The organism is Bacteroides bouchesdurhonensis, assembly GCF_900155865.1.
Lineage (GTDB): Bacteria > Bacteroidota > Bacteroidia > Bacteroidales > Bacteroidaceae > Bacteroides > Bacteroides bouchesdurhonensis.
In genome coordinates this window covers 2,138,096-2,160,049 of sequence record NZ_LT707006.1, presented here as the reverse complement: position 1 = coordinate 2,160,049, position 21,954 = coordinate 2,138,096, and the positions used below count along the sequence as shown (strand labels likewise).

At 38.2% G+C, this 21,954-nt stretch carries 21 protein-coding genes, 2 tRNA genes and 1 pseudogene; 5 read left to right on the top strand and 19 right to left on the bottom strand.

The annotated features are described in order from the left end of the window. Positions 1–45 precede the first annotated feature (45 nt). From murB to CZ225_RS08715, 3 genes are all read right to left on the bottom strand, one after another. Positions 46–1,041 carry a UDP-N-acetylmuramate dehydrogenase gene (gene murB / locus CZ225_RS08725; protein ID WP_077153806.1) on the bottom strand — a complete coding sequence of 332 codons (996 nt, stop codon included), beginning with the start codon at positions 1,039–1,041 and terminating at the stop codon, positions 46–48. A gap of 95 nt (positions 1,042–1,136) precedes the next feature. Beyond that, on the bottom strand, positions 1,137–1,985 hold the full coding sequence (locus CZ225_RS08720; RefSeq protein WP_077153805.1) for a DUF4348 domain-containing protein: 849 nt from the start codon (positions 1,983–1,985) through the stop codon (positions 1,137–1,139). After that, positions 1,985–2,938 carry an NAD-dependent epimerase/dehydratase family protein gene (locus CZ225_RS08715; RefSeq protein ID WP_077153804.1) on the bottom strand — a complete coding sequence of 318 codons (954 nt, stop codon included), beginning with the start codon at positions 2,936–2,938 and terminating at the stop codon, positions 1,985–1,987. The genes CZ225_RS08720 and CZ225_RS08715 overlap by 1 nt, the downstream gene beginning before the upstream one ends. 135 nt (positions 2,939–3,073) lie before the next feature. On the opposite strand from CZ225_RS08715, the gene kbl reads away from it, so the two are divergent. Next, positions 3,074–4,261, top strand: a complete 1,188-nt coding sequence (kbl, locus tag CZ225_RS08710) for a glycine C-acetyltransferase (RefSeq protein ID WP_077153803.1) — start codon at positions 3,074–3,076, stop codon at positions 4,259–4,261. A gap of 83 nt (positions 4,262–4,344) precedes the next feature. Next, entirely contained in the window at positions 4,345–4,767 is a 423-nt protein-coding gene (locus CZ225_RS08705; protein WP_077153802.1) for a DUF2721 domain-containing protein, read from the top strand. A 109-nt stretch (positions 4,768–4,876) separates the two neighbouring features. On the opposite strand, the gene CZ225_RS08700 is transcribed toward CZ225_RS08705, so the two are convergent. The 9 genes from CZ225_RS08700 to purU form a co-directional block, all read right to left on the bottom strand. After that, the gene (locus CZ225_RS08700) at positions 4,877–5,359 is read right to left on the bottom strand and encodes a ferritin (RefSeq protein ID WP_077153801.1); all 483 of its coding nucleotides are present in this window, start codon (positions 5,357–5,359) and stop codon (positions 4,877–4,879) included. A gap of 122 nt (positions 5,360–5,481) precedes the next feature. Continuing rightward, positions 5,482–6,642, bottom strand: a complete 1,161-nt coding sequence (gene lysA, locus CZ225_RS08695; RefSeq protein WP_077153800.1) for a diaminopimelate decarboxylase — start codon at positions 6,640–6,642, stop codon at positions 5,482–5,484. A gap of 80 nt (positions 6,643–6,722) precedes the next feature. Further along, positions 6,723–8,042, bottom strand: a complete 1,320-nt coding sequence (locus CZ225_RS08690; RefSeq protein ID WP_077153799.1) for an aspartate kinase — start codon at positions 8,040–8,042, stop codon at positions 6,723–6,725. Positions 8,043–8,055: 13 nt separating this feature from the next. Continuing rightward, positions 8,056–8,781, bottom strand: a complete 726-nt coding sequence (locus CZ225_RS08685; RefSeq protein WP_077153798.1) for a cell division ATP-binding protein FtsE — start codon at positions 8,779–8,781, stop codon at positions 8,056–8,058. Further along, positions 8,766–9,377, bottom strand: a complete 612-nt coding sequence (gene hisIE, locus CZ225_RS08680) for a bifunctional phosphoribosyl-AMP cyclohydrolase/phosphoribosyl-ATP diphosphatase HisIE (RefSeq protein ID WP_077153797.1) — start codon at positions 9,375–9,377, stop codon at positions 8,766–8,768. The genes CZ225_RS08685 and hisIE overlap by 16 nt, the downstream gene beginning before the upstream one ends. Before the next feature lie 37 nt (positions 9,378–9,414). Continuing rightward, positions 9,415–10,173, bottom strand: a complete 759-nt coding sequence (gene hisF / locus CZ225_RS08675; protein ID WP_077153796.1) for an imidazole glycerol phosphate synthase subunit HisF — start codon at positions 10,171–10,173, stop codon at positions 9,415–9,417. 61 nt (positions 10,174–10,234) lie between these two features. Further along, complete coding sequence (gene hisA / locus CZ225_RS08670; protein ID WP_077153795.1) at positions 10,235–10,957, bottom strand: 1-(5-phosphoribosyl)-5-[(5-phosphoribosylamino)methylideneamino]imidazole-4-carboxamide isomerase; 723 nt, start codon at positions 10,955–10,957, stop codon at positions 10,235–10,237. Positions 10,958–11,098: 141 nt separating this feature from the next. Beyond that, entirely contained in the window at positions 11,099–11,689 is a 591-nt protein-coding gene (gene hisH / locus CZ225_RS08665) for an imidazole glycerol phosphate synthase subunit HisH (protein WP_077153794.1), read from the bottom strand. Further along, a complete protein-coding gene (gene purU, locus CZ225_RS08660; protein WP_077153793.1) occupies positions 11,689–12,546 on the bottom strand; it encodes a formyltetrahydrofolate deformylase in 858 nt (285 codons plus the stop codon). Before purU ends, hisH begins: the two co-directional genes overlap by 1 nt. A 466-nt stretch (positions 12,547–13,012) precedes the next feature. Here purU and CZ225_RS08650 point away from each other — a divergent pair. Both CZ225_RS08650 and CZ225_RS08645 read left to right on the top strand, forming a co-directional pair. Beyond that, positions 13,013–13,086 (top strand) — tRNA-Asp (locus CZ225_RS08650). A 51-nt stretch (positions 13,087–13,137) separates the two neighbouring features. Next, positions 13,138–13,211 (top strand) — tRNA-Asp (locus CZ225_RS08645). Positions 13,212–13,360: 149 nt separating this feature from the next. On the opposite strand, the gene CZ225_RS08640 is transcribed toward CZ225_RS08645, so the two are convergent. Both CZ225_RS08640 and CZ225_RS08635 read right to left on the bottom strand, forming a co-directional pair. Beyond that, positions 13,361–14,905 (bottom strand): M20/M25/M40 family metallo-hydrolase, encoded by a 1,545-nt coding sequence (locus CZ225_RS08640; protein ID WP_077153792.1) that lies wholly within the window; start codon positions 14,903–14,905, stop codon positions 13,361–13,363. Positions 14,906–14,959: 54 nt separating this feature from the next. Then, positions 14,960–15,175 (bottom strand): annotated as a pseudogene (locus tag CZ225_RS08635) (MarC family protein); the annotation flags it as partial. A 440-nt stretch (positions 15,176–15,615) separates the two neighbouring features. Between CZ225_RS08635 and CZ225_RS08630 the strand changes: the two are divergent. Further along, the gene (locus tag CZ225_RS08630) at positions 15,616–16,776 is read left to right on the top strand and encodes a purple acid phosphatase family protein (RefSeq protein ID WP_077153791.1); all 1,161 of its coding nucleotides are present in this window, start codon (positions 15,616–15,618) and stop codon (positions 16,774–16,776) included. 103 nt (positions 16,777–16,879) lie between these two features. Here CZ225_RS08630 and CZ225_RS08625 read toward each other — a convergent pair whose 3' ends face one another. From CZ225_RS08625 to CZ225_RS08605, 5 genes are all read right to left on the bottom strand, one after another. After that, complete coding sequence (locus CZ225_RS08625) at positions 16,880–17,302, bottom strand: pyridoxamine 5'-phosphate oxidase family protein (RefSeq protein WP_187367628.1); 423 nt, start codon at positions 17,300–17,302, stop codon at positions 16,880–16,882. A gap of 88 nt (positions 17,303–17,390) precedes the next feature. After that, a complete protein-coding gene (locus tag CZ225_RS08620) occupies positions 17,391–18,266 on the bottom strand; it encodes a helix-turn-helix domain-containing protein (RefSeq protein WP_077153790.1) in 876 nt (291 codons plus the stop codon). Positions 18,267–18,481: 215 nt separating this feature from the next. After that, entirely contained in the window at positions 18,482–19,651 is a 1,170-nt protein-coding gene (locus CZ225_RS08615; RefSeq protein ID WP_077153789.1) for a MalY/PatB family protein, read from the bottom strand. After that, entirely contained in the window at positions 19,648–20,514 is an 867-nt protein-coding gene (locus CZ225_RS08610; protein ID WP_077153788.1) for a DUF3737 family protein, read from the bottom strand. Before CZ225_RS08610 ends, CZ225_RS08615 begins: the two co-directional genes overlap by 4 nt. A gap of 120 nt (positions 20,515–20,634) precedes the next feature. Next, positions 20,635–21,666, bottom strand: a complete 1,032-nt coding sequence (locus tag CZ225_RS08605; protein ID WP_077153787.1) for an alpha/beta hydrolase — start codon at positions 21,664–21,666, stop codon at positions 20,635–20,637. Positions 21,667–21,954 lie beyond the last annotated feature (288 nt).

Genomic DNA, 21,954 nt, shown 5'->3' with positions numbered 1-21,954 from the left:
TGGACAATTTTCAAGTAACATTAGCGTATACATTATTTTCCATTCTTAATTATCAATTATATATACCTCAGGATGAATATCGATTCCAAATTTCTCGCGGACAGAGGTACGTACTGCATCCGAAAGTGCAATAATATCACTTCCTTTTGCTCCTCCACGATTTACCAATACCAATGCCTGTTTATCATGAACCGCTGCCGGTCCTAATGCTTTTCCTTTCCAGCCACACTGATCAATCATCCATCCAGCCGGAATCTTCACCTGTCCGTCACTCAATTCATAATAGGGTATTTGAGGATATTCTTGTTGCAAAGTTTCTAGTTTCTCTCTCGAGACGATAGGATTCATAAAAAAACTTCCTGCATTCCCCATCACTTTTGGATCAGGAAGCTTGCTTTCCCGAATATCTATAATTACTTTACGAACTATATCCAGTGTCAGTTTAGGATATTTCTCCAATTCCTGACGAATAGTACCATAGTCTAATGTAAAATTCTCTTTTTTACCAAGACGGAAACAAACATACGTCACAAAAACAGTTCTGTTTTCCGGACGTTTAAAGATACTGTTACGATAGGAATATTCACATTCATCTACTGTATAAACACGCTCTTCACCATGAAAGTTCACTGTTTCCACCATCGTAATCAAATCCTTGACTTCCACGCCATAGGCTCCTATATTCTGCACAGCACTTGCTCCTACTTCACCGGGAATGAGCGAAAGATTTTCGACTCCATACCATCCGTTTCTTACACAATAATCCACGAAATCATCCCAGACGACACCAGCCCCGACTCTCACAAATACGGATTGTTCCGTCTCTTCGGTCACTTCTATACCGTTAATGCAGGAATGCAGAACCAGCCCATCATAGTCTTTAGCAAATAACAAGTTACTGCCACCTCCAATATGCAAAAAAGGTGTCGTAATGGCACCTTGCGCTATTTGTTGCTTCAGTTCTTCGACCGAAGCATATTCTAAAAAACGGGTGGCATTCACATCTATGCCAAATGTATTGTGAGACAAAAGAGAAAACATAACTAATTCTTTTTTAATCAATATGCCTGTATCCTATTTTTGCAGGTAATACGCCATTCAATAGCCCATTAGTTCATCAGCATATTGAAACATTATTATATACTTGTATCTTCAAACTTATACAATTCCCACTCTCCTCCTTTCCGACGAAAATACAGGAGATTGGAAAAACCGTTTCCGATACCTTTCAATGCAAGAATTTTCGTTGATGAATTATCATCATTCCGCTGACCATAATTAATATTTGATAGGCGGTCGGTTGGTAACACCGGTTTAAAGGCAAACCATTGATTCCGGTCAATCGTTGTTTCCAAAATAGAAAAGTCATCATCCGGATCTGATGTTACAAAAGCAAGCGGATTCTGCACACGTTGGCTCTGAAAAAGACTATCGGATGCAAAACGATTGAAAAATTCTACAAAATCTTCATTATCATTCTTTTCAATAGGACGCAGGTTGATAGCCTCTAAAATCCATGCTCCTTTAATACGCTCAAAATAATACCTCTTCATCATTCGTTTTTTCACAAATATCCACTCTACTTGTACCGAAGTAAGAGAGGTATCACCTACAAGATCCATGTCTTCTTCTTTATCAAACAGGAGCGTATAATAATGCTGTTTGGTAAATAAATCATCATGCTTCCAAAAACGTTTCTCAATAGAAACTTTCTCATCCTTTTTATAATATGGCAGCGGAAATCTCACACGCTGAAGCTGTAAAGCCTCATCAGAGGCAAAATTATAGATAAAATCGTCGAAAGATTCATCCGCTTCAGTCGGTTTGGGTTCTTCCGGCAATTTCACCTGAGGAATAGAATCTTCCTTATGCAGGACAGAATCTACCTCATTAGTAATAGATGCAAAAGGGTCGATGTTCGTTTTTTTGTTTCCACAAGAAACCAAAACTGCGAGCACCGCAACCCCCGCAATTAGTTTTTTCATTATTTTAGTTTAGCTCTTAATTTCTCAAGCATATCCACCGTCATACTTTCCAAATCATAAGCTGGCTTCCACCCCCACTCATTCCGTGCACAGGTATCATCCAAACTGTCCGGCCAACTATCGGCTATGCGTTGTTTCAAGGGGTCGATATTATAAACCATCTCGAATTCCGACACATGCTTTTTAATAGCCTGGAAAATAGTTTCCGGACCGAAGCTCATGGCAGCGATATTGAAAGCATTACGGTGTATCAGTTTTGCCGGATCCGCTTCCATCAACATGATAGCTGCATTCAATGCATCCGGCATATACATCATATCCATTAATGTGCCTTCCTTCACAGGGCACACAAATTTTTCACCTTTTACGGCTGAGTAATAGATATCAACAGCGTAATCGGTCGTACCTCCTCCCGGAGGAGTCACGTTCGAAATGATGCCCGGAAAACGGACAGCACGCGTATCGACACCATATTTATTAAAATAATAATCACTTAACAATTCAGTAGTCACTTTGGTTACACCATACATTGTACGCGGACGTTGTATAGTATCCTGTGGAGTCTTTGTATGAGGCGTACTTGAACCGAACGAACCGATAGAACTAGGTGTAAAAACTGCACACCCTTGTTCACGGGCTACTTCCAGAACATTCCATAATCCATCGATACCTATCTTCCAAGCTAATTTAGGTTTGGATTCGGCTACCACCGAAAGTAGTGCCGCTAAATTGTAAATAGTATCAATATGGTATTCTCTTACCACCGATTCGATCATCGCTCCGTCTGTCACGTCTACAATAGCCGACGGTCCTGACTCTTTTAATTCCCCCTTAGGTTCAGCACCAGGGATATAACCAGCTACCACGTTTTGGTTTCCGTAACGTTTACGTAGTTCCATCGTTAGTTCGGATCCGATCTGTCCGGTAGCTCCAATTATCAAAATGTGTTTCATTTTTTCTTCTTACTAAAGATATTAAGCTAAATGGTGCGCAAAGTAAGCACTTTTTTTTCATATTTTCGTCAAAAAGACATTGTTATTCCAAGAAAAATAGTGTCCTTTGTATCATAACTTAATCACTCAAACACTATGTACGGTAAAATGCAAGAATATCTCAGCCAGACATTGGCTGAAATCAAAGAAGCCGGTCTTTATAAAGAAGAACGACTGATCGAAAGTGCACAACAGGCTGCCATTACTGTAAAAGGTAAAGAGGTTCTGAATTTCTGTGCCAATAACTATTTGGGGTTATCTAATCATCCTCGCTTGATTAAAGCAGCTCAGGAAATGATGGATCGTCGCGGATATGGTATGTCTTCTGTTCGCTTCATTTGCGGAACTCAGGATATACACAAAGAATTGGAGGCTGCGATCTCAGAATATTTCCAGACCGAAGATACCATTCTGTATGCTGCTTGCTTCGACGCTAATGGTGGTGTGTTCGAACCGCTTTTCACTGAAGAGGACGCCATTATTTCAGACTCTTTAAATCATGCTTCTATTATTGACGGGGTACGTCTTTGTAAAGCAAAACGTTATCGTTACGCCAACGCCAATATGGATGAACTGGAAAAATGCCTGCAAGAGGCACAAGCTCAGCGTTTCCGTATCGTGGTAACAGATGGTGTATTCTCTATGGATGGAAATGTGGCACCAATGGACAAGATTTGTGATTTGGCGGAAAAGTACAACGCCCTAGTAATGGTTGATGAGTCTCACTCAGCAGGTGTGGTAGGTGCTACCGGTCATGGTGTAAGCGAGTTATATAAAACTCACGGACGCATAGATATTTATACCGGTACGCTGGGTAAGGCTTTCGGCGGTGCATTGGGAGGATTTACTACCGGACGTAAAGAAATCATTGATTTATTGCGCCAACGTAGCCGTCCTTACCTGTTCTCCAATTCATTGGCTCCGGGTATTATCGGTGCAAGTCTTGAAGTATTCAAAATGTTGAAAGAAAGTAATGCACTCCACGATAAACTGGTAGACAATGTGAATTATTTCCGCGACAAGATGACTGCTGCCGGATTCGACATTAAGCCAACTCAAAGTGCAATCTGTGCTGTCATGTTATATGATGCTAAATTATCACAGATTTATGCAGCACGTATGCAGGAAGAAGGTATTTATGTAACAGGTTTCTACTATCCGGTTGTCCCGAAAGATCAAGCACGTATCCGCGTACAGATTTCTGCCGGACACGAAAAAGAACATCTTGATAAGTGTATAGCCGCCTTTATTAAAGTAGGTAAAGAGCTCGGAGTATTGAAGTAAGAACATTATTATATCTTCCATTGTTATTATTACATATCTTACTGAGATTGCGACAATAACAATGGAAGATTTTTTATATCATCATGGAAGAATTAACACTAACTACCCCTGCGCTACTGTTCTCAGCTGTTTCGCTGATTTTATTGGCTTATACCAATCGTTTTTTATCCTATGCACAACTGGTGCGTCAGTTACGGGATCGTTACGTTGAAAACCCTTCTGATATCACTGTTGCACAAATAGAGAATCTACGGAAAAGGTTAAACCTGACCCGAACCATGCAGGGACTAGGAATAGCAAGTTTATTTCTCTGTGTGGTCAGTATGTTCCTAATCTATATCGGGTTGCAATTATTATCCGCTTATGTATTTGGGATAGCTTTGATTTTGCTTATCGGTTCGTTAGGCGTTTCCTTTCGTGAAATACAAATCTCTACCCGGTCGCTGGAGATATATCTGGGGGCGATGGAGAAAGGTCGTCATAAATCACCCGACAAGGCAGAATAACCATAAAATAACTGATGCCATGAGGCAAAGAAACAAGCGCAAACAAAGTAAAAAAGCTACCCGGATAGTCCAAATAGCTTTTTATTTTATATCAACTTATTGCTGAATCTTATTTACGTTGTCCAAGTTGTGAATCAATAATGAAAATACCCGTTTCACCAGCTTTCTTCAATTTCTCAACAATTTCCAATGCAGTGGCTTCTTCTTCTACCTGTTCACGGACAAATCCCCATAAGAAATCTTGTGTCGCTTTATCTTTTTCAGCCGCAGCAACATCTACCAAGCTATCTATCAATTTAGAAACATGGCATTCATGTTTGTAAACATGTTCAAATACTTCCAGAGGATTGCCCCAACCGTTAGGTACTACATCAATCTTATCTACTTTAGCAGTTCCGCCTCTCTTGACAATATAGTCAGCCATTGTACAAGCATGTTGCATTTCTTCGAAATACTGTTTTTTCATCCAACTAGCAAAACCACTGAAACCTTCTTTTTCAAAGTAAAAAGACATCGCCAAATACAGGTTTGCAGACCACATCTCAGCAGTAATCTGCTCGTTAATTGCATTTTGTAATTTTTCCGAAATCATAATCGTATTTTTTATAAAGTTGTTAATGTAACTTCATCTTTTTATTTTATTACAAATATAACAAGATTTCAAACTAAAATGTTTTAACGTCCTTGAATTTTTAAACTACATTCACATTTTATTTACACAAGTTCGTCTGATGTATACCCTTTCGGAAGTTCACGACAATTATAACCGGATGCCATGATTTCACCGTAAGCACCTGCAGAACGGAGAGCGATCAGATCTCCACGATTCACTTTATTCAGGTCTATTGCTTTACCGAAAACATCCGACGATTCACAAATAGGTCCTACTACATCATAGGCTTCTATCAGCCCTTCTGAAGTAATGTTTTCCATTTTGTGATAAGCCTGATACAGAGCCGGACGAATCAAATCTGTCATACCTGCATCAAGAATGGCAAATTGTTTTTTGGTTCCTTGCTTCACATATAACACTTTGGATATCAATGAACCACATTGCCCTACCACAGAACGTCCCAACTCAAAATGCAAAGTTTGATACGGACGTAATTTCAACTGTCCGGCATAGGTGGCAAAATATGCTTTGAAATTAGGAATTGCCTGACGGTTAGGATGGGCATAATCGATTCCCAATCCACCACCGACATTGATATGTTCAACCAATATACGACGAGATTCGAGTTTATCCTGTAATTCATTCACCCGATTACAGAGAGCAACAAAGTCACCCATATCTAATATCTGAGAGCCAATATGAAAGTGAAGACCGATAAACTTCACATTCTTCAAATTTTGTGCTACATCAATCACTTTATCCATATCCTGCATACTGATACCGAATTTGTTTTCCGCAAGCCCGGTAGCAATATTAGCATGAGTATGTGCACCCACATCAGGATTGATACGGAAAGCAACATTAGCTACTTTATTTTGAGCAACCGCTAATTCATTAATTATCTCCAACTCAGGAATAGATTCTACATTGAAACAGAAAATATCATACTCCAATCCGAGGTTGATTTCCCAATCCGCCTTACCTACTCCGGCAAAAACAATCTTATTAGCTGGAAATCCGGCACGAATAGCAGCACGCACCTCTCCTCCACTCACACAGTCGGCTCCTAATCCGCTTTCACGAATAATAGTAAGTACTTTCGGATTTGCATTAGCTTTCACCGCATAATGAACAGAGTAATTAGGATATTTGGCAATCTCCTGATTAATAGTAGAAAGTGTATCACGCAGTACCTTGGTATCATAATAATAAAAAGGTGTTTGCAAGGTACGGAATTTATCAATCGGAAATATTCCTTTCATAATTAAATACTTGTTTAGTTAGTTAAAAAAGAGCGCTTTTATCTAAATCGGTAAAAGCGCTCAATATTTTCTTTGTGGAATTATTTGTTGTTGAAAAGCATATCGCTTAGCGATTGTAATGCTACATTTTTATCACATTCCCGGATGAGGAAGGATATATTGTAGTTACTTCCTCCGAATGAAATCATTCGTACCGGAATATCCCGCATCGCATCGAGTGCCTTTGCTTCAAAACCAATGTTTTCCCATTCCAAATCACCTACTACGCAGATGATACACATATCCTTATCTACAGTAACTGTACCGTATTTTTTCAGATCATCCAGAATCTCGTTCAGGTGCTTCGTATTATCAATCGTTACAGATACTCCTACCTCTGAAGTACAAATCATATCTATAGAAGTCTGATAGCTTTCAAAGATTTCGAATACTTTGCGCAAAAAACCATGAGCAAGCAACATACGACTGGACTTGATTTTGATAGCTGTAATATTATCTTTGGCAGCAACCGCTTTGATCTTACCTTTCTCTGTATCATTGGAGATCAATGTACCCGGAGCTTTCGGATCCATGGTATTCAACAGACGCACAGGAATATTTGCATATTTAGCAGGCTGGATACAAGTAGGATGCAGAATTTTAGCACCAAAATAAGCTAGTTCGGCAGCTTCTTCAAAATGCAACTGACGAACCGGAGCTGTCTTATCAACGATACGAGGATCGTTATTGTGCATACCGTCGATATCCGTCCAGATCTGGATTTCAGTAGCATTCACTGCAGCACCGATCAAAGATGCCGTATAGTCACTACCTCCACGCTGCAAATTATCAATCTCACCGTAAGCGTTCCGACAAATGAACCCTTGAGTAATGTAGATTTCAGCATCCGGATAAAGTTCAAGCTGTGCTTGCAATTTATCCTTGATATAACCCGGATCCGGTTCTGCATTCTTATCAGTACGCATAAATTCCAAAGCCGGAAGCAATATAGACTTCACGCCGCATTCCTGCAGATATAAGTTTACCATTGCCGTAGAAATCAACTCTCCTTGTGCCAATACCACTTTCTCTTCGAACAAAGTGAAAAGGTCTTTGGTATAGGAGCGGATGTAGTCGAAATGGGACTTGATGACTTCCAGACCTTTCTGTTTATACTCCTGAGTAGCGTAAAGTTCATCAATATGCTGTTTATATTTGGCTTCCAGCTTATTGATAATCTCGTTGGCACCCTCCGGATTCTTCTTATACAGATAGTCCGAAATTTCCACCAATGTGTTCGTTGTTCCTGACATAGCGGAAAGAACAACAATCTTCTGTTCACCATCGGTAATCAATTTGGCTACTTCCTTCATCCGCTGAGCAGAACCTACGGAAGTTCCTCCAAACTTTAAAACTTTCATTTTCGTTACTATTTTAATTATCTATATTTAAATCTATTTCTATTGCTCTCTGCCGGGATTTATATTCATCGGTAATATCAGTGATATGATGATCGACACAACGATATACTCTACCGGGATATTCTTTCAGCAACTGAAGGTTGTGTGTGGTCATCACAACTGATGAACCGGACTCACAGATATTGTGCAATAACTCCACAATTGCCTTACCTGTATCCACATCCAGATTTCCGGTCGGTTCGTCTGCCAAGATGATTTCCGGAGAATTAAGTACGGCACGAGCTATAACAATGCGTTGTTGCTCACCACCGGAAAGTTCATTCGGATATTTATATCCTTTATTAGACATTCCTACCAATTGGAGCACTTCCTCAATACGCTCTTTTATTTCCTGCTTGTTCTTCCAGCCAGTGGCCTGAAGTACAAATTCCAGATTATTATAAACCGTACGGTCCGTCAGTAGTTGGAAATCTTGGAACACAATTCCCAGTTTGCGACGTAACTGTGGAATATGTTTCCGTTTGATGGTTCGCATATTATAACCCAATACTTCCGCTTCGCCATTAATTACGTCCAATTCGCCATATAAGGTTTTGAGCAAACTCGTTTTTCCAGAGCCTACTTTTCCTATCAGGTAGACGAACTCTCCCTTGTGCAGTTCCAGATTAACATCACTCAACACACAGAGTTCCTGCTGATGAATTTCTACATCCCTATATTGAATTAATGTTTCTTCCATGTACTGCTATGTCTTTCTTGCAATTCACGAGCAAGATCCTCAATACGATAGCCTTTTGATGTTAATAATACAATCAGATGATAAATCAGGTCGGAACCTTCGTAAATCAAACGATCATCTGTGCCATTTGTTGCTTCAATTACTGTTTCTACAGCTTCTTCACCGACTTTCTGAGCAATCTTATTAATACCGGATTCAAACAGACTGGTAGTGTATGAACCTTCCGGCATTTCTTCGTGACGCTTGTCTATGAAATCTTGCAGAAGTTTCAAAAACATAACCGGTTCTTCATTCTTTTCACCCCAGCAAGTATCTGTGCCAGTGTGGCAAACCGGTCCTACGGGATTCACCTGAATCAACAATGTATCGTTATCACAATCGGCTTTGATAGAAACGACATTCAGAAAGTTACCGCTTTCTTCTCCTTTTGTCCACAACCGATTCTTAGTGCGGCTAAAAAAAGTTACTTTTCCGGTTTCTACTGTTTTATCATACGCTTCTTTATTCATAAAGCCTAACATCAGCACTTTACGTGTCTCATTATCTTGTATGATAGCCGGAACAAGTCCGTTCATTTTATCAAAATCCAATTCCATCATTCTATTTTTTAGTTTACTATTTACAATTTACAAACTAAACAGTCCGCATCGGTATATTCTGTGCGCAAAGATACGATTTTAATTCGGGAATTTTAATTTCTCCGAAATGAAAAACGCTGGCAGCCAATGCCGCATCTGCTTTTCCAAGTAAGAAAGCATCACGAAAGTGTTCTTTTTGACCTGCGCCACCGGAAGCAATCACAGGAATCGAAAGTTGTTCGGCCAAAGCAGCGAGTGCTTCATTGGCATAACCGGTCTTCACACCGTCATGATTCATACTAGTAAACAGGATTTCTCCTGCACCACGATCCTGTGCCTCTTTCGTCCATGTCATCAACTCCTTATCTGTCTCGATACGTCCGCCGTTCAAGTAACACTTCCAACCATTTTCAGTCTGTTTGGCATCTACTGCCAATACACAAACCTGCGAACCAAAATGTTTAGCAATCTCATCAATCAACTGTGGATTACGGATAGCGGAAGAATTAATAGAAATCTTATCCGCTCCGGCATTCAGTAAACGGTCTACATCACTCAATTCATTGATTCCACCACCTACTGTAAAAGGTATATTGATATTAGCTGCAATTCGTTTCACCAATTCCGCAAAAGTTTTACGTCCTTCGTGACTGGCTGTAATATCCAGAAAAACAAGTTCATCAGCTCCTTGTTCGCTGTAGGCACGTCCCAGTCCCACCGGATCACCCGCCTGACGCAGATTGACAAAATTTGTTCCTTTTACGGTTTGCCCGTCTTTTATATCCAAGCAAGGTATAATTCTTTTCGCTAACACAATTCTAATTTATTTACTATTTGACAATTTATTATCGATATTCGGGAGCCTCTTATTCTTCTTATTCCAGAAAAGAACGTAAATCTTTCAAAGTCAGATGTCCTTCGTAAAGTGCTTTACCAAAAATCACTCCGGGAACTCCGGCCTCATTCAAAGCTATAATATCATCGATGTTACTTACTCCTCCACTTGCCATCAAATAAAGATTGGGGAATTTCTCCAACATTTCTTTATATAGATCAATAGAAGGACCTTTCAGCATCCCGTCACAACTAATATCCGTACAAATCACTTTCTGAATGCCCTTATTTATATAATCTTCCAAAAATGGGAAAAGTTCGCAGGCACTTTCGTCTTTCCAGCCATTAACGGCTATCTTATGATCTTTTACATCCGCTCCCAAGATAATTTTCTCACTTCCATAGATAGCTAACCAATGACAGAAAAGCGCAGGATCTTTCACAGCAATGCTGCCTCCTGTCACCATTTGTGCACCGCTTTCAAATGCGATCTTCAAATCTTCGTCGCTCTTTACTCCTCCACCAAAGTCTATCACTAAAGAAGTACGTGTAGCTATCTGTTCCAATACTCGATGATTGACTACATGATGAGAAGCAGCTCCGTCCAGATCGACTACATGCAATCTGCGAACTCCATTCGCTTCAAATTCTTTAGCTACCTCCACAGGACTTTCATTATAGACTTTCTTACTGTCATAGTCTCCCTGGGAAAGGCGCACACACTTTCCGTCAATTATATCAATGGCTGGAATTATCTCTATCATCAGGCTATTTAGATTTTTAGTTATTCATTCTTTAAACAGTCTCTCTTCCTCATTCTACAATCCCTAAAAAGTTTATTATAAACGATGAGAGAGTTTATTATAAACTATGATGGAGTTTATTATAAACGGTAACATAGTTTATTATAGATCCAAAAAGTTCTGCAAAATCTTCTCTCCGGTCTTTCCACTTTTCTCCGGATGGAACTGAGTTGCATAAAAATTGTCTTTATGCAGAGCAGCACTAAACGGATCAATATAATCAGTTTCAGCAGCAGTAAAGTCACAAACCGGAACATAGAAACTATGCACGAAATAAACAAACTCTTCTTCAGTGAATCCTTCAAACAGTTTACTATTTACCTTACCAATCGTATTCCATCCCATGTGTGGAACTTTATCTTCATGTTTCTTCGGTATAAAACGTTTCACGTCTACATCAAAGATATTCAGACAATCGACTCCTCCCTCTTCAGAATAACGGCACATCAACTGCATCCCCAGACAAATGCCAAATACCGGCTGACGAAGATTTCGAATCAATTCATCTAATCCGGTCGCCTTCAAGTGGTTCATTGTAGTCTCCGCCTCTCCTACTCCGGGGAAAATAACTTTATCGGCAGATTGAAGTTCTTCTTTATCGGCCGTAATCACCGCCTCAACGCCCAAACGCTTCAATGCATAATCCACCGAACGAATATTTCCGGCATTGTATTTTACGACTGCTATCTTCATTAGCTAAATATTACTGTTTTATTTTTATAAGCTAAGACTTTTCGTTCAATGTGCTTTTGTACCGCACGTGAAAGAACAATTTTTTCCAAGTCTTTTCCTTTATTTACCAAGTCTTCTACAGAATCTTTGTGAGTAATACGCACCACATCCTGTTCGATGATTGGACCTGCATCCAATTCTGTTGTTACATAATGACTGGTTGCCCCGATAATCTTCACTCCTCTTTCAAAAGCAGCATGATAGGGTTTAGCACCAACAAAGGCCGGAAGGAAAGAGTGATGGATATTAATAATCTTATTGGGATAAGCATTAATCATCTGTTCAGAGATAACCTGCATATATCGTGCCAAAACGATGAAAGTAATATTATGTTTGGCCAAAAGTTCGAGCTCTTTGCGTTCCTGTTCTTCTTTTGTCTCTTTTGTGATAGGGAACAGATGGAAGGGAATACCGAAGCGTTCGGCTACATGTTGCAAGTCGGGATGGTTACTTATTATAAGAGGTATTTCCACATTCCATTCTCCTGCGGTATATCGAGCGAGCATATCAAAAAGACAATGAGACATTTTCGAAACGAAAATAGCCATACGTGGTTTCACATCCGAGAAATAAAGACGGAAATCCATTTCGTATTTTTGTGCATAAAGTGTTCTAAAGTAATCTTCAATCTTTTCCTGCGGAACCAGAAAGTCCTTTAATTCCCATTCTATACGCATGAAAAATATGTTTTCTACATGGTCTACGTATTGGTCCAGATAGATAATATTTCCTTTGTTTACCGTAATAAAGTCTGTCACTTCCGCTAGAATTCCCGGTTTATCAGGACAGTGCAATAACAGTTTGGCTGTAGTCATCATTCTTTTTACAAATTTACGATTCCGGGGGGAAATTCTTCCACCTCTCTATTTTTAGAGTGCAAAAATAACGATTTACTGCAAAATTACGAATTATTCAAGCAGAAAGTTTACTTAAAAACGATGATTTCTTACAGATAGAAAGATATTGGAAGCGATTTCTTATGTAAGACAGATGAATATTAAAAAAGATAACATCGTTCGACGCTGATGATATAATGAAACTATCAAAATAATGTAATCTTATCGATAAAATAATGCAATCATAGTAACAGACTTATGTAATCCTAATTAGTACGAAGAAAAAAAACAATATTTTTTTTATTTTGAAAGTACTCAAAATGAGACACTAAGCTTTTTAGCTGTTTTTTCTTGAAAAAAAGTTTCTTCAAACACTTGCAGATTTACAAAAAACAACTACCTTTGCACCCGCAATCGAGAGAGATGCAGATTAACAAAATGAAATTTTGGTGCGTTAGTTCAGTTGGTTAGAATACATGCCTGTCACGCATGGGGTCACGGGTTCGAGTCCCGTACGCACCGCTTCTTTACAATAGAGGCGGAAAGAAATAAAAGTTAGTTTAAATAAAATTTGGTGCGTTAGTTCAGTTGGTTAGAATACATGCCTGTCACGCATGGGGTCACGGGTTCGAGTCCCGTACGCACCGCGAAAGCAAATAGCAAATTAAAGCAAAGCTCTGAAATTCAAGAATTTCAGAGCTTTTTCTTTTCTAGTAATAGTAGATTTTATAGATGGAGACCTCTGACCACTACGATAGCAGAAAACATTATACCAAAAGAACAGTAAAAGTTGCGATTAATAGTTACGCATTACCTCTTTAAAATACCATTGTATTTTCCCGAAATTCTCTAATGATATATACTCATTTTCATTATGGATAGTACGTTGTTCATACTGATTGAGGCAGATCGGTAAGAAACGGTAAATATCATCACTCACAATCTGGTATTTATAAGAATCCGTACCTCCTATTGTTATATAGGAGGTGACTATTGCAGCGGGATATATTTCGGCTAACTCCTCTTTTATAATCTGGAATCCTCTCACATTTTCGGGAGAGATACCTGAAGGTTCTCGTTGAGAGATTATATCTATAGAAACATCATACCCCTCACATACCTTCTGCACATGTTCCATGACACCGGCAACCGAGTCACCGGGCAAGATCCGAAAGTTTACTGTAACCTCAGCTTCCGACGCTAGAACATTGGGAGCATCACTTCCTTTAGCCATAGTTACAGCAGTTGTGGTACGGACCAAAGCATTGGATGCAGGAGATTTCTCCATTGTATTCAACAATAATGGCTCAAGCAACCATTGGTTAGCTATCGCCATCCGCGATAAAAATCCCATATATCCTCCGACATTATCAAAAAACTTAGTAATAGGAGAAATGATTTGTGCCGGAAACTGATTACTATTCAATTTTTCAATTATTTCTGCAGCATATATCAAAGAGCTTTTTGCCGGAGGCATCGAAGAATGACCTCCGATTCCTCTTACTGCCAAACGCAACGTAAGGAACCCTTTTTCTCCGACTCCAACTAATGCCAACGGTTCTTGTATTGCCTCCATAGCCGAACCGGAAGCCGCAATAATTCCACCTTCATCATAAACTGCATCAAAGTGCAAACCTTTTTCTTTAAAGTAATTCGCTATTTTAAGGGCTCCCTGACGCCCGCTCACCTCTTCGTCGTGTCCGAAAGCAAACCAAATATCCCTTTCCGGCTGAAAGCCTTCATTTATCAAGTTACGTGCACCTTCCATCAGCGAGAACAGCATACACTTCATGTCCAATGTTCCACGTCCGTATATTCGTCCGTTTGCAACCGCTCCGGAAAATGGAGGATAATCCCATTTTTCCGCATACGTCTGAATGGATGGTAACGGTTTATCGTTCAACTGAAAAATAGTATCGGAAGCAGTCATTGCAGATGGATCATAACCTGCCACAGGAACAACATCATAATGAGATAAAAATAAGATAGGATTTAATTTACTGTTTTTCCCTTTCCAGTGGAAGACCAGTCCATATTTATTAATGGTATCCACATCCATCACCCTATAAACCTCCGGATATGAATCAGCAAGATATTTCATAAATTCATCGAAAGGTTTGAAATTGGTTTCATTATAGAACTCATTACTAATTGTTGGAATGCGTATTCCACCCACAAAACGCCGTATAGCCTGTTCAGAAGGAGCCGTATTCACTAATTCTTTGTCACTAACATTTTTCTCTACCTTTCCAAACTTGTAGGTAACCGTTCGTACTACCAAAACCAACACTAGTACAAACAGTAAAATTAAAAATGTAGCAAAAATCTTTTTCATTTTCATATTTCCGTTATTTGGAGTTATATACTTCAAAATCTATTAAATGAGAGAACTATATTATAATATATTCAGATGAAATATTTGAGATATACCTGTCACAGAGATCTGAATACCAATACAAAACGTAAAAAATGCAACGAGTTTATTAATTATTTGATTCCCAACTGGTCCTAATTTCTGAATAATCTTCTGCCCTTGCGACAGAAAGATATAAAGTATTGCAGCCATACACACGATGACTGATGAAAATATTATCAAAAGATTACTCAAGGACATATTGTTGTTTTTTAATATTTCATTAATAGAACCTTTACATAAAACACTGATTTAATCTTATTGATGTTTTAATTGGAACAAATATTTTCCATATTGTGATATTTTAACTAAGCCTAAGTATCCTATAGCACTATCACAAGCTTTTTAATAAAGGATACAACGAATCTGATGAATTCAGAATAACCGGAAAAAGTTTCCTCAAACGAAGGTCTTACAAGAAGATTTAAATTAAAAAGAATTTAATTTTACAGGAATTAATAATGCAAATAACAGTTTATATTTTTTAAATTGAAACAGATTTATCCAACAAAAATAGATGTAATCCGATAAATCACCTACAAGGATCACTACCTTTCTTTCATTTTTCAATATTTCTGCGTATCTTTGCTAAGAAAACGAAAGAAAATTAGTCATTTAATCTTATAATCATATACAAAATGAAAAAGTTCTTATTTCTATTAATACTTTTGAGTATAATGGAATCATCCCAAGCCATAAAAATCATTTATGGTCCTTATTTACAAATGGTAACGGAAACAGAGGCTACAATTGTATGGGTAACTGACAATAAATCATTGTCATGGGTAGAAATAGCCCCTAACGATAAACTTAATTTCTACGCAGAACAACGTCCACAATACTTTGAGACATATTTAGGACGTAAAGTACTCGGTACAGTGCATAGAGTAAGAATAAACAAATTAACTAAAGGGACTACTTATCGTTATCGCATTTTCTCACAAGAAGTACTTGATGAACAAGATTATCAAATAACATACGGTCCGGTAACGGCAAGCAACGTATATTCGAAAGCACCTCTTACTTTCCGCACTTTAGACGGGAATAAAGACAACATCAACTTTATGGTAGTCAATGACATACATGGAGACAATGCTCTTTTTAATAATCTGCTGAAAGACTTCAAGAAAGGGGAAACAGACTTTGTTTTATTTAACGGGGATATGGTCAGCCACATGGATAACGAGCAACAAATGTTTGAAGGTTTCGTCAATCCTGCCATCAAACTATTTGCTTCCGAGACTCCATTCTATATGGTTCGTGGCAATCATGAAAGTAGAGGTAAATTCGCCCAACACTATATGTCGTACTTCCCTACCCCTACTAACATGCCATATTATTCCTTTAAAGAAGGGCCTGTATATTTTATTATCATGGACGGAGGTGAAGATAAACCGGATAATGACATTGAATATCTAGGAACTGCTGCATTCGATAATTATCGTGAAGAACAAGCTGAATGGTTACGTAAAGTTGTGCAAAGCGAAGAATTCAAATCTTCCCCGTTCAAAGTAGTAGTGATTCACGTACCTCCCGTTCGAAGCACATGGCATGGTCCGTTACATACAAAAAAAACTTTCTTACCTATTTTGAATGAAGCAGGTATCGACTTAATGTTGTGTGCGCACTTGCATCGGCATATATATAACCAACCCAATACAGACGGAGTTAATTTTCCCATCCTGATAAACTCAAACACCAATGTATTGCAGATTAATGCAGATGCAAAAAAACTGAATGTCGTAATAAAAGATGAAGCCGGAAAGGAAGTTAAGAGATTATCTTATGACATCAAATAAAAGAAAAGTCAATAGATCCTTTCATAAAGATTTCTATATCCATAGGAGAAAGGATCTATTGTTTAATTGTCAATAAACTACAGGTTTACTATGTCAAGACAACCTATTCAATCGCAAAAGTCTCTGATTTAAAATTACTGTAATATCTTCCGGAGACTGCTATGAATTTCAGAACACAATAATCAGGATCCGTAACTCCCTCTTTATAATACATAGTATCTCCTTCTTCCCATATCATTTCTTTACTAGCCTGATCAGTCAATACTGCGATGTTGCCTTTCAACATCACTCCTCTAAAAAAACGGGAATCGCAGAAATAAATACAAGAATGGTCGTTCTTCAAAAATTGTGCTACCCGCATAGATGAAGTGTTTGTAGTAAAGTAGAAAGTATGAATTCCTTCCCGTTTTCGAGGTTGTAACATCGCTTTTATATTGGGAAAACCTTCCGAGTCAATTGAACCCATAAAAGCAATTCTTTGTTTGGCGATAATATTGCCGACTGTCTTTTCCAGATCTTTCATCATTACATTATTTATTTGTTATTGAATCATGCAAAAGTAAGGGTATTAGGAAATAGTAATGTATTAAGAATAAAGACAGAAATAGCACTTTTTATGGTTTATGCTCTTTACGATAAACAAGAGGTGTACTTCCTGCACATTTTCGGAAAAGACGAACAAAATAAGCTACTGTAGAGAAGTTTAACTCAAATGCAATTTCTGCTATGGAAGAATTAGAGTACAATAATAACCTTTTAGCTTCATCCATTATTTTATCCTGAATATATTGTTTAGCATTGGTATTCAATACCATATTTGTAATCTCATTTAGATAATTAGGAGTAATACAAAGTTTATCCGCATAAAAACTAACAGTATGCTGTTCCTTCAAATGTATATTGACCAATTCCATAAATCTGGCAATATACATATTCCCATTTCCTTTATTCATATTATCCATTGATACCATTTTTTGAAAAGCCCGGTCGAGTAACATCAGGATTTCATAAAGCAATGCCCGAAGTACATGTACATCATTTTGCAAATATGCATCTATTTCTATCTTGATATTTTTCAATAGTTGAAGTATATGGACATAGAGTTCTTCTGACAAATGTAAATTTGACGATGACTTGCTTACACTGAAAAAAGAAAGATGTTGCACGAACAAAGGATCTTTGAAAACTGAAGATAAAAAAGAATCTTCAAAAATCAGAGCAAAACCATTGACTATATGAGTCGTATCCCAATGACGCACTTCTCCGGGACGGGAGAAAAACACATCACCCGGAGTCGCTTCATAACTCTGATTATCTATTGAAAAGCCACCTTCTCCTTCTGTTATAAAAGTAATATCATAGTAAGTCAGGGTGTGAATTGGATTTTCATTCAAGAATCGCTTCACATATTTCAGGTCTACAACATCAATCAGTAATTCACTACCGTACTTGGTTTTAAAGAAAGTATACTGAGGGATTGGCTTTTTCATGCTATCTGTATTTGCATAAACACATAGCAAATCTACATAAATTCCTTTGATTACAACATCTAAACAATAAAAAAGAAACCGAATTTTCTAATTAAAGCTCAACCCAATAAAGATATTAACTGAGAATGTCAAATAAAAAACAGAAATAGATTCCTTCTATAAAACAATTCTCATTGTATAGAAAGGAATCTATTAGCCATCAAATTCTTTTCTGACTAACCAAGCTGACTAATCAACACCCGTTTCAAACGATTTAAACCGTCAATCAGCACCTGTCGGGGACAAGCTATATTGATACGAATAAAGCCTTCACCATCTTTACCATAGAGACTCCCATTATTTACCTGCAACTTCTCTTTATACAATAAAGTATGTACTATCTCTATAGAAGATCGTTTCAGGACAGAACAATCCACCCATACCAGATAAGTACCTTCAAGCATTGTCACAGGGAATTGCGGGAGATTCTCGCTGAAATAAGCTTTCAGATAGTTATAATTTTCCCAAAGATAATGCTTCAGTTCTTCCAACCATTCTTTTCCTTCATTATAGGCAGCAATCAATGCTTCAATACCAAATGGATTTACGTCACACACTTCATTTATATTAATAGCTTTATCTATCTTTATACGCAAATCTGCATCGGCACAAACGATGTTTGCAATCTGTAGTCCAGCCAGATTAAAAGCCTTACTTGGTGAGACACAAGTAACAGAACGCATCAGAAATTCCGGAGAAATGGATGCAAAAGGTATATATGTATATCCGGGATAGACCAGTTCACAATGAATTTCATCCGCTATTACCCATACATCGTTCCGGAGACAGATCTCTCCAATACGATTCAATTCCTGTTTCGTCCATACCCTACCGACTGGATTGTGTGGATTACACAACAACAGAAGTTTCACACTCGGATCAACAGCTTTCTTTTCTAAATCATCAAAATCAATTTGATAAGTACCATCCCGATAAATTAATGGATTGGTAACCACTTCACAACCATTGTTACGGATGGATGAAAAGAAGCAATTATATACCGGAGTCTGTACCAAGACCTTGTCCTGTGGGGATGTCAGAGCCTTTATTATGGCAGACAAAGCAGGTACGACTCCGGTGGTATAAATAATCCATTCTTTTTCTATTTGCCAAGTGTGGCGTCTATCAAACCAATTAATGACAGCTTCATAATACGTATTAGGTACACGAGCATAACCGAAAATACCATGTTCCACCCGTCTGCGCAATGCTTCTACTATAATAGGAGCCGCACGAAAATCCATATCGGCTACCCACATAGGTAAGACATTCTCCTCTTTTGCCGTATCCCATTTATAAGAATTGGTCCCACGACGAGGAACTATCTCATCAAAATTGCATTTCATTGATTGAAACAGGTTGTATTATCCCACAATCTCAATTCGCAATTTCCCGGAGCTTTGATGTTTTCATCCAAGATGATTTTACCATAACTTTCGGCTGTGATACTTCCGCTACGAGGATTCTTCACACTATGCACAGGACTCTTTATAGTAGCATTTATACTACTATATTCAAAGCAGAGGTCAGCATCATCAGCCATTACACAATTTTCCATTACGAGATCATGAGCATAACAGAGTGGTTGCGTACCGGAAATCTGACAATTTACCAAACGTAGGTTATGTGAATGCCAACCTAAATATTCACCATTCAATTCGGAATCATACACCGTTACATGCTCGGTATTCCAAAAAGCATCTTTGGAGTTGATAATAGCATTACGAATCTCCACATTCTTACAATACTGAAATGAATAGTTACCATTTTGACTGTAATTCTCAATGCGGATATTTTCACCGTGCGCAAAGAGATAATCAGCATTTTCAACCTGCACATTTCTTAATTCCACATTACGGCAATGCCAAAGAGTTTCCTGTGCATTGGGAAGCTGCACATTCTCTAATTTTACTCCATCCATTTCACGAAACATCTTTGGAGCTTCTACTATCGTATCCATCATTTGCAAATTCAGAGAATACCATAAAGCAGCTCGCGCACCCTCCGTAAAGAGACAGTTTTTCACGATAAAGCTATTGTTATGCCAGAACGGATATTTGCCTTCAAAACGGCAGTTCACTGCAATGATATTACTACATTCTTTCAACGCAGATTCTCCCTTATGAATGGTTATATTATCAAGTTGTAAATCGTGTGTTGCAAATAAAGGACGTTCGCCTTCATATTCTTTGTTTTTAATAAATTCCATTGTTCTATTATTTGTTATTAGTTGATTGCAACTATCATTTTTTTAGTTAGGTAGTACATCATAATGAATAAATACGGGAATCAAAGTGTTTCTATACAATTTCCTCATAACAGCGAAGTATTATTGTTTTAATGATTCATCGAAGAAAGACTCCAGTTTATCGAACGGAATAAGACCGACACGATCATACAAATCCACATGCCCTGCACCGGGAACGATATATAACTCCTTTGGTTCGGCAGCCCGTCGATAAGCATCTTCACTGAATTCACGTGAATGGGCATTTTCGCCGGTTATAAAAAGTAATGGACGTGGAGAAATCGTTTCGATATCAACAAAAGGATAGAAATTCATAAATTTCACATTACTAGCGAGTGTCGGATGTGTCGTAGTAAGAGGCGTTGCTCCTTCAGGGGTAAATTCACCTCGTTGTGTACGATAGAATTCATAAAATTCACGTTCTATCGGAGTAGACTTTTCTGTCAGTTCATGCACTGTACCACCAGTATATTTAGTATCGCCCCCTAAAAATTCCACATACCTTTGATCGGCTGCCTCAACAAGAATTTGTTTTCTCTGCTCCAAAGTAAGTGCATGTTTCAATCCATTACGATTCGCTGTCCCCATATCATACATACTTACCGTTGCGATAGCCTTGAGTCGAGGATCAATTTTTGCGGCACTGATAGCAAAACTTCCACTACCACAAATTCCGATTGCTCCGATACGATTCCTGTCAATAAATGGGCGTGTACCTAAAAAGTCCGTTGCTGCACTGAAAGTTTCCGCATAAACTTCCGGTAAGACGGCATTACGAGGTTCCCCTTCACTCTCACCCCAAAATGAAAGGTCAATAGATAAGGTGACATAACCACGTTCTGCCATCTTGGTCGCATAAAGATTCGCACTCTGTTCTTTGACGGCTCCCATTGGGTGACCAACAATGATGGCAGGGTATTTGTCCCCTTCTTTCATACTTTTAGGCAGGAAAAGGTTTCCAATCACTTTCATCTTGTACTGGTTGGGAAAAGTCACTTTCTCTGTATTCAACAGATCACTCTTATAAAAATTATCCGCATCCGTCTGTGCAAAGGAAAAACTTATACCTAACGATGTTAGGAATGTTACTACCAATAATAGTATTCGTTTCATATCTTACCTGTTTTAATGATTAATATATTGATTATCTACTTTCTACACTGCAAAATTACGATGTAAAAAAGAGACTCTTTGTAGACAAATTACGGGTATCATTACCTTGATTACAGAATTTGATATTTTACCCGGAAGGGAAGTAAGAAAGTTATACCCCAATTACGGATAGTATAACCTTAATTGCGTTTTTATCCAAACCCATAAAATAAAAACGGTCAACTATATCCAAATGGCTTATGGGCTTTATGCGTTCTTCCTGAAACAGTCCAAAAGTTGCGAAATTAT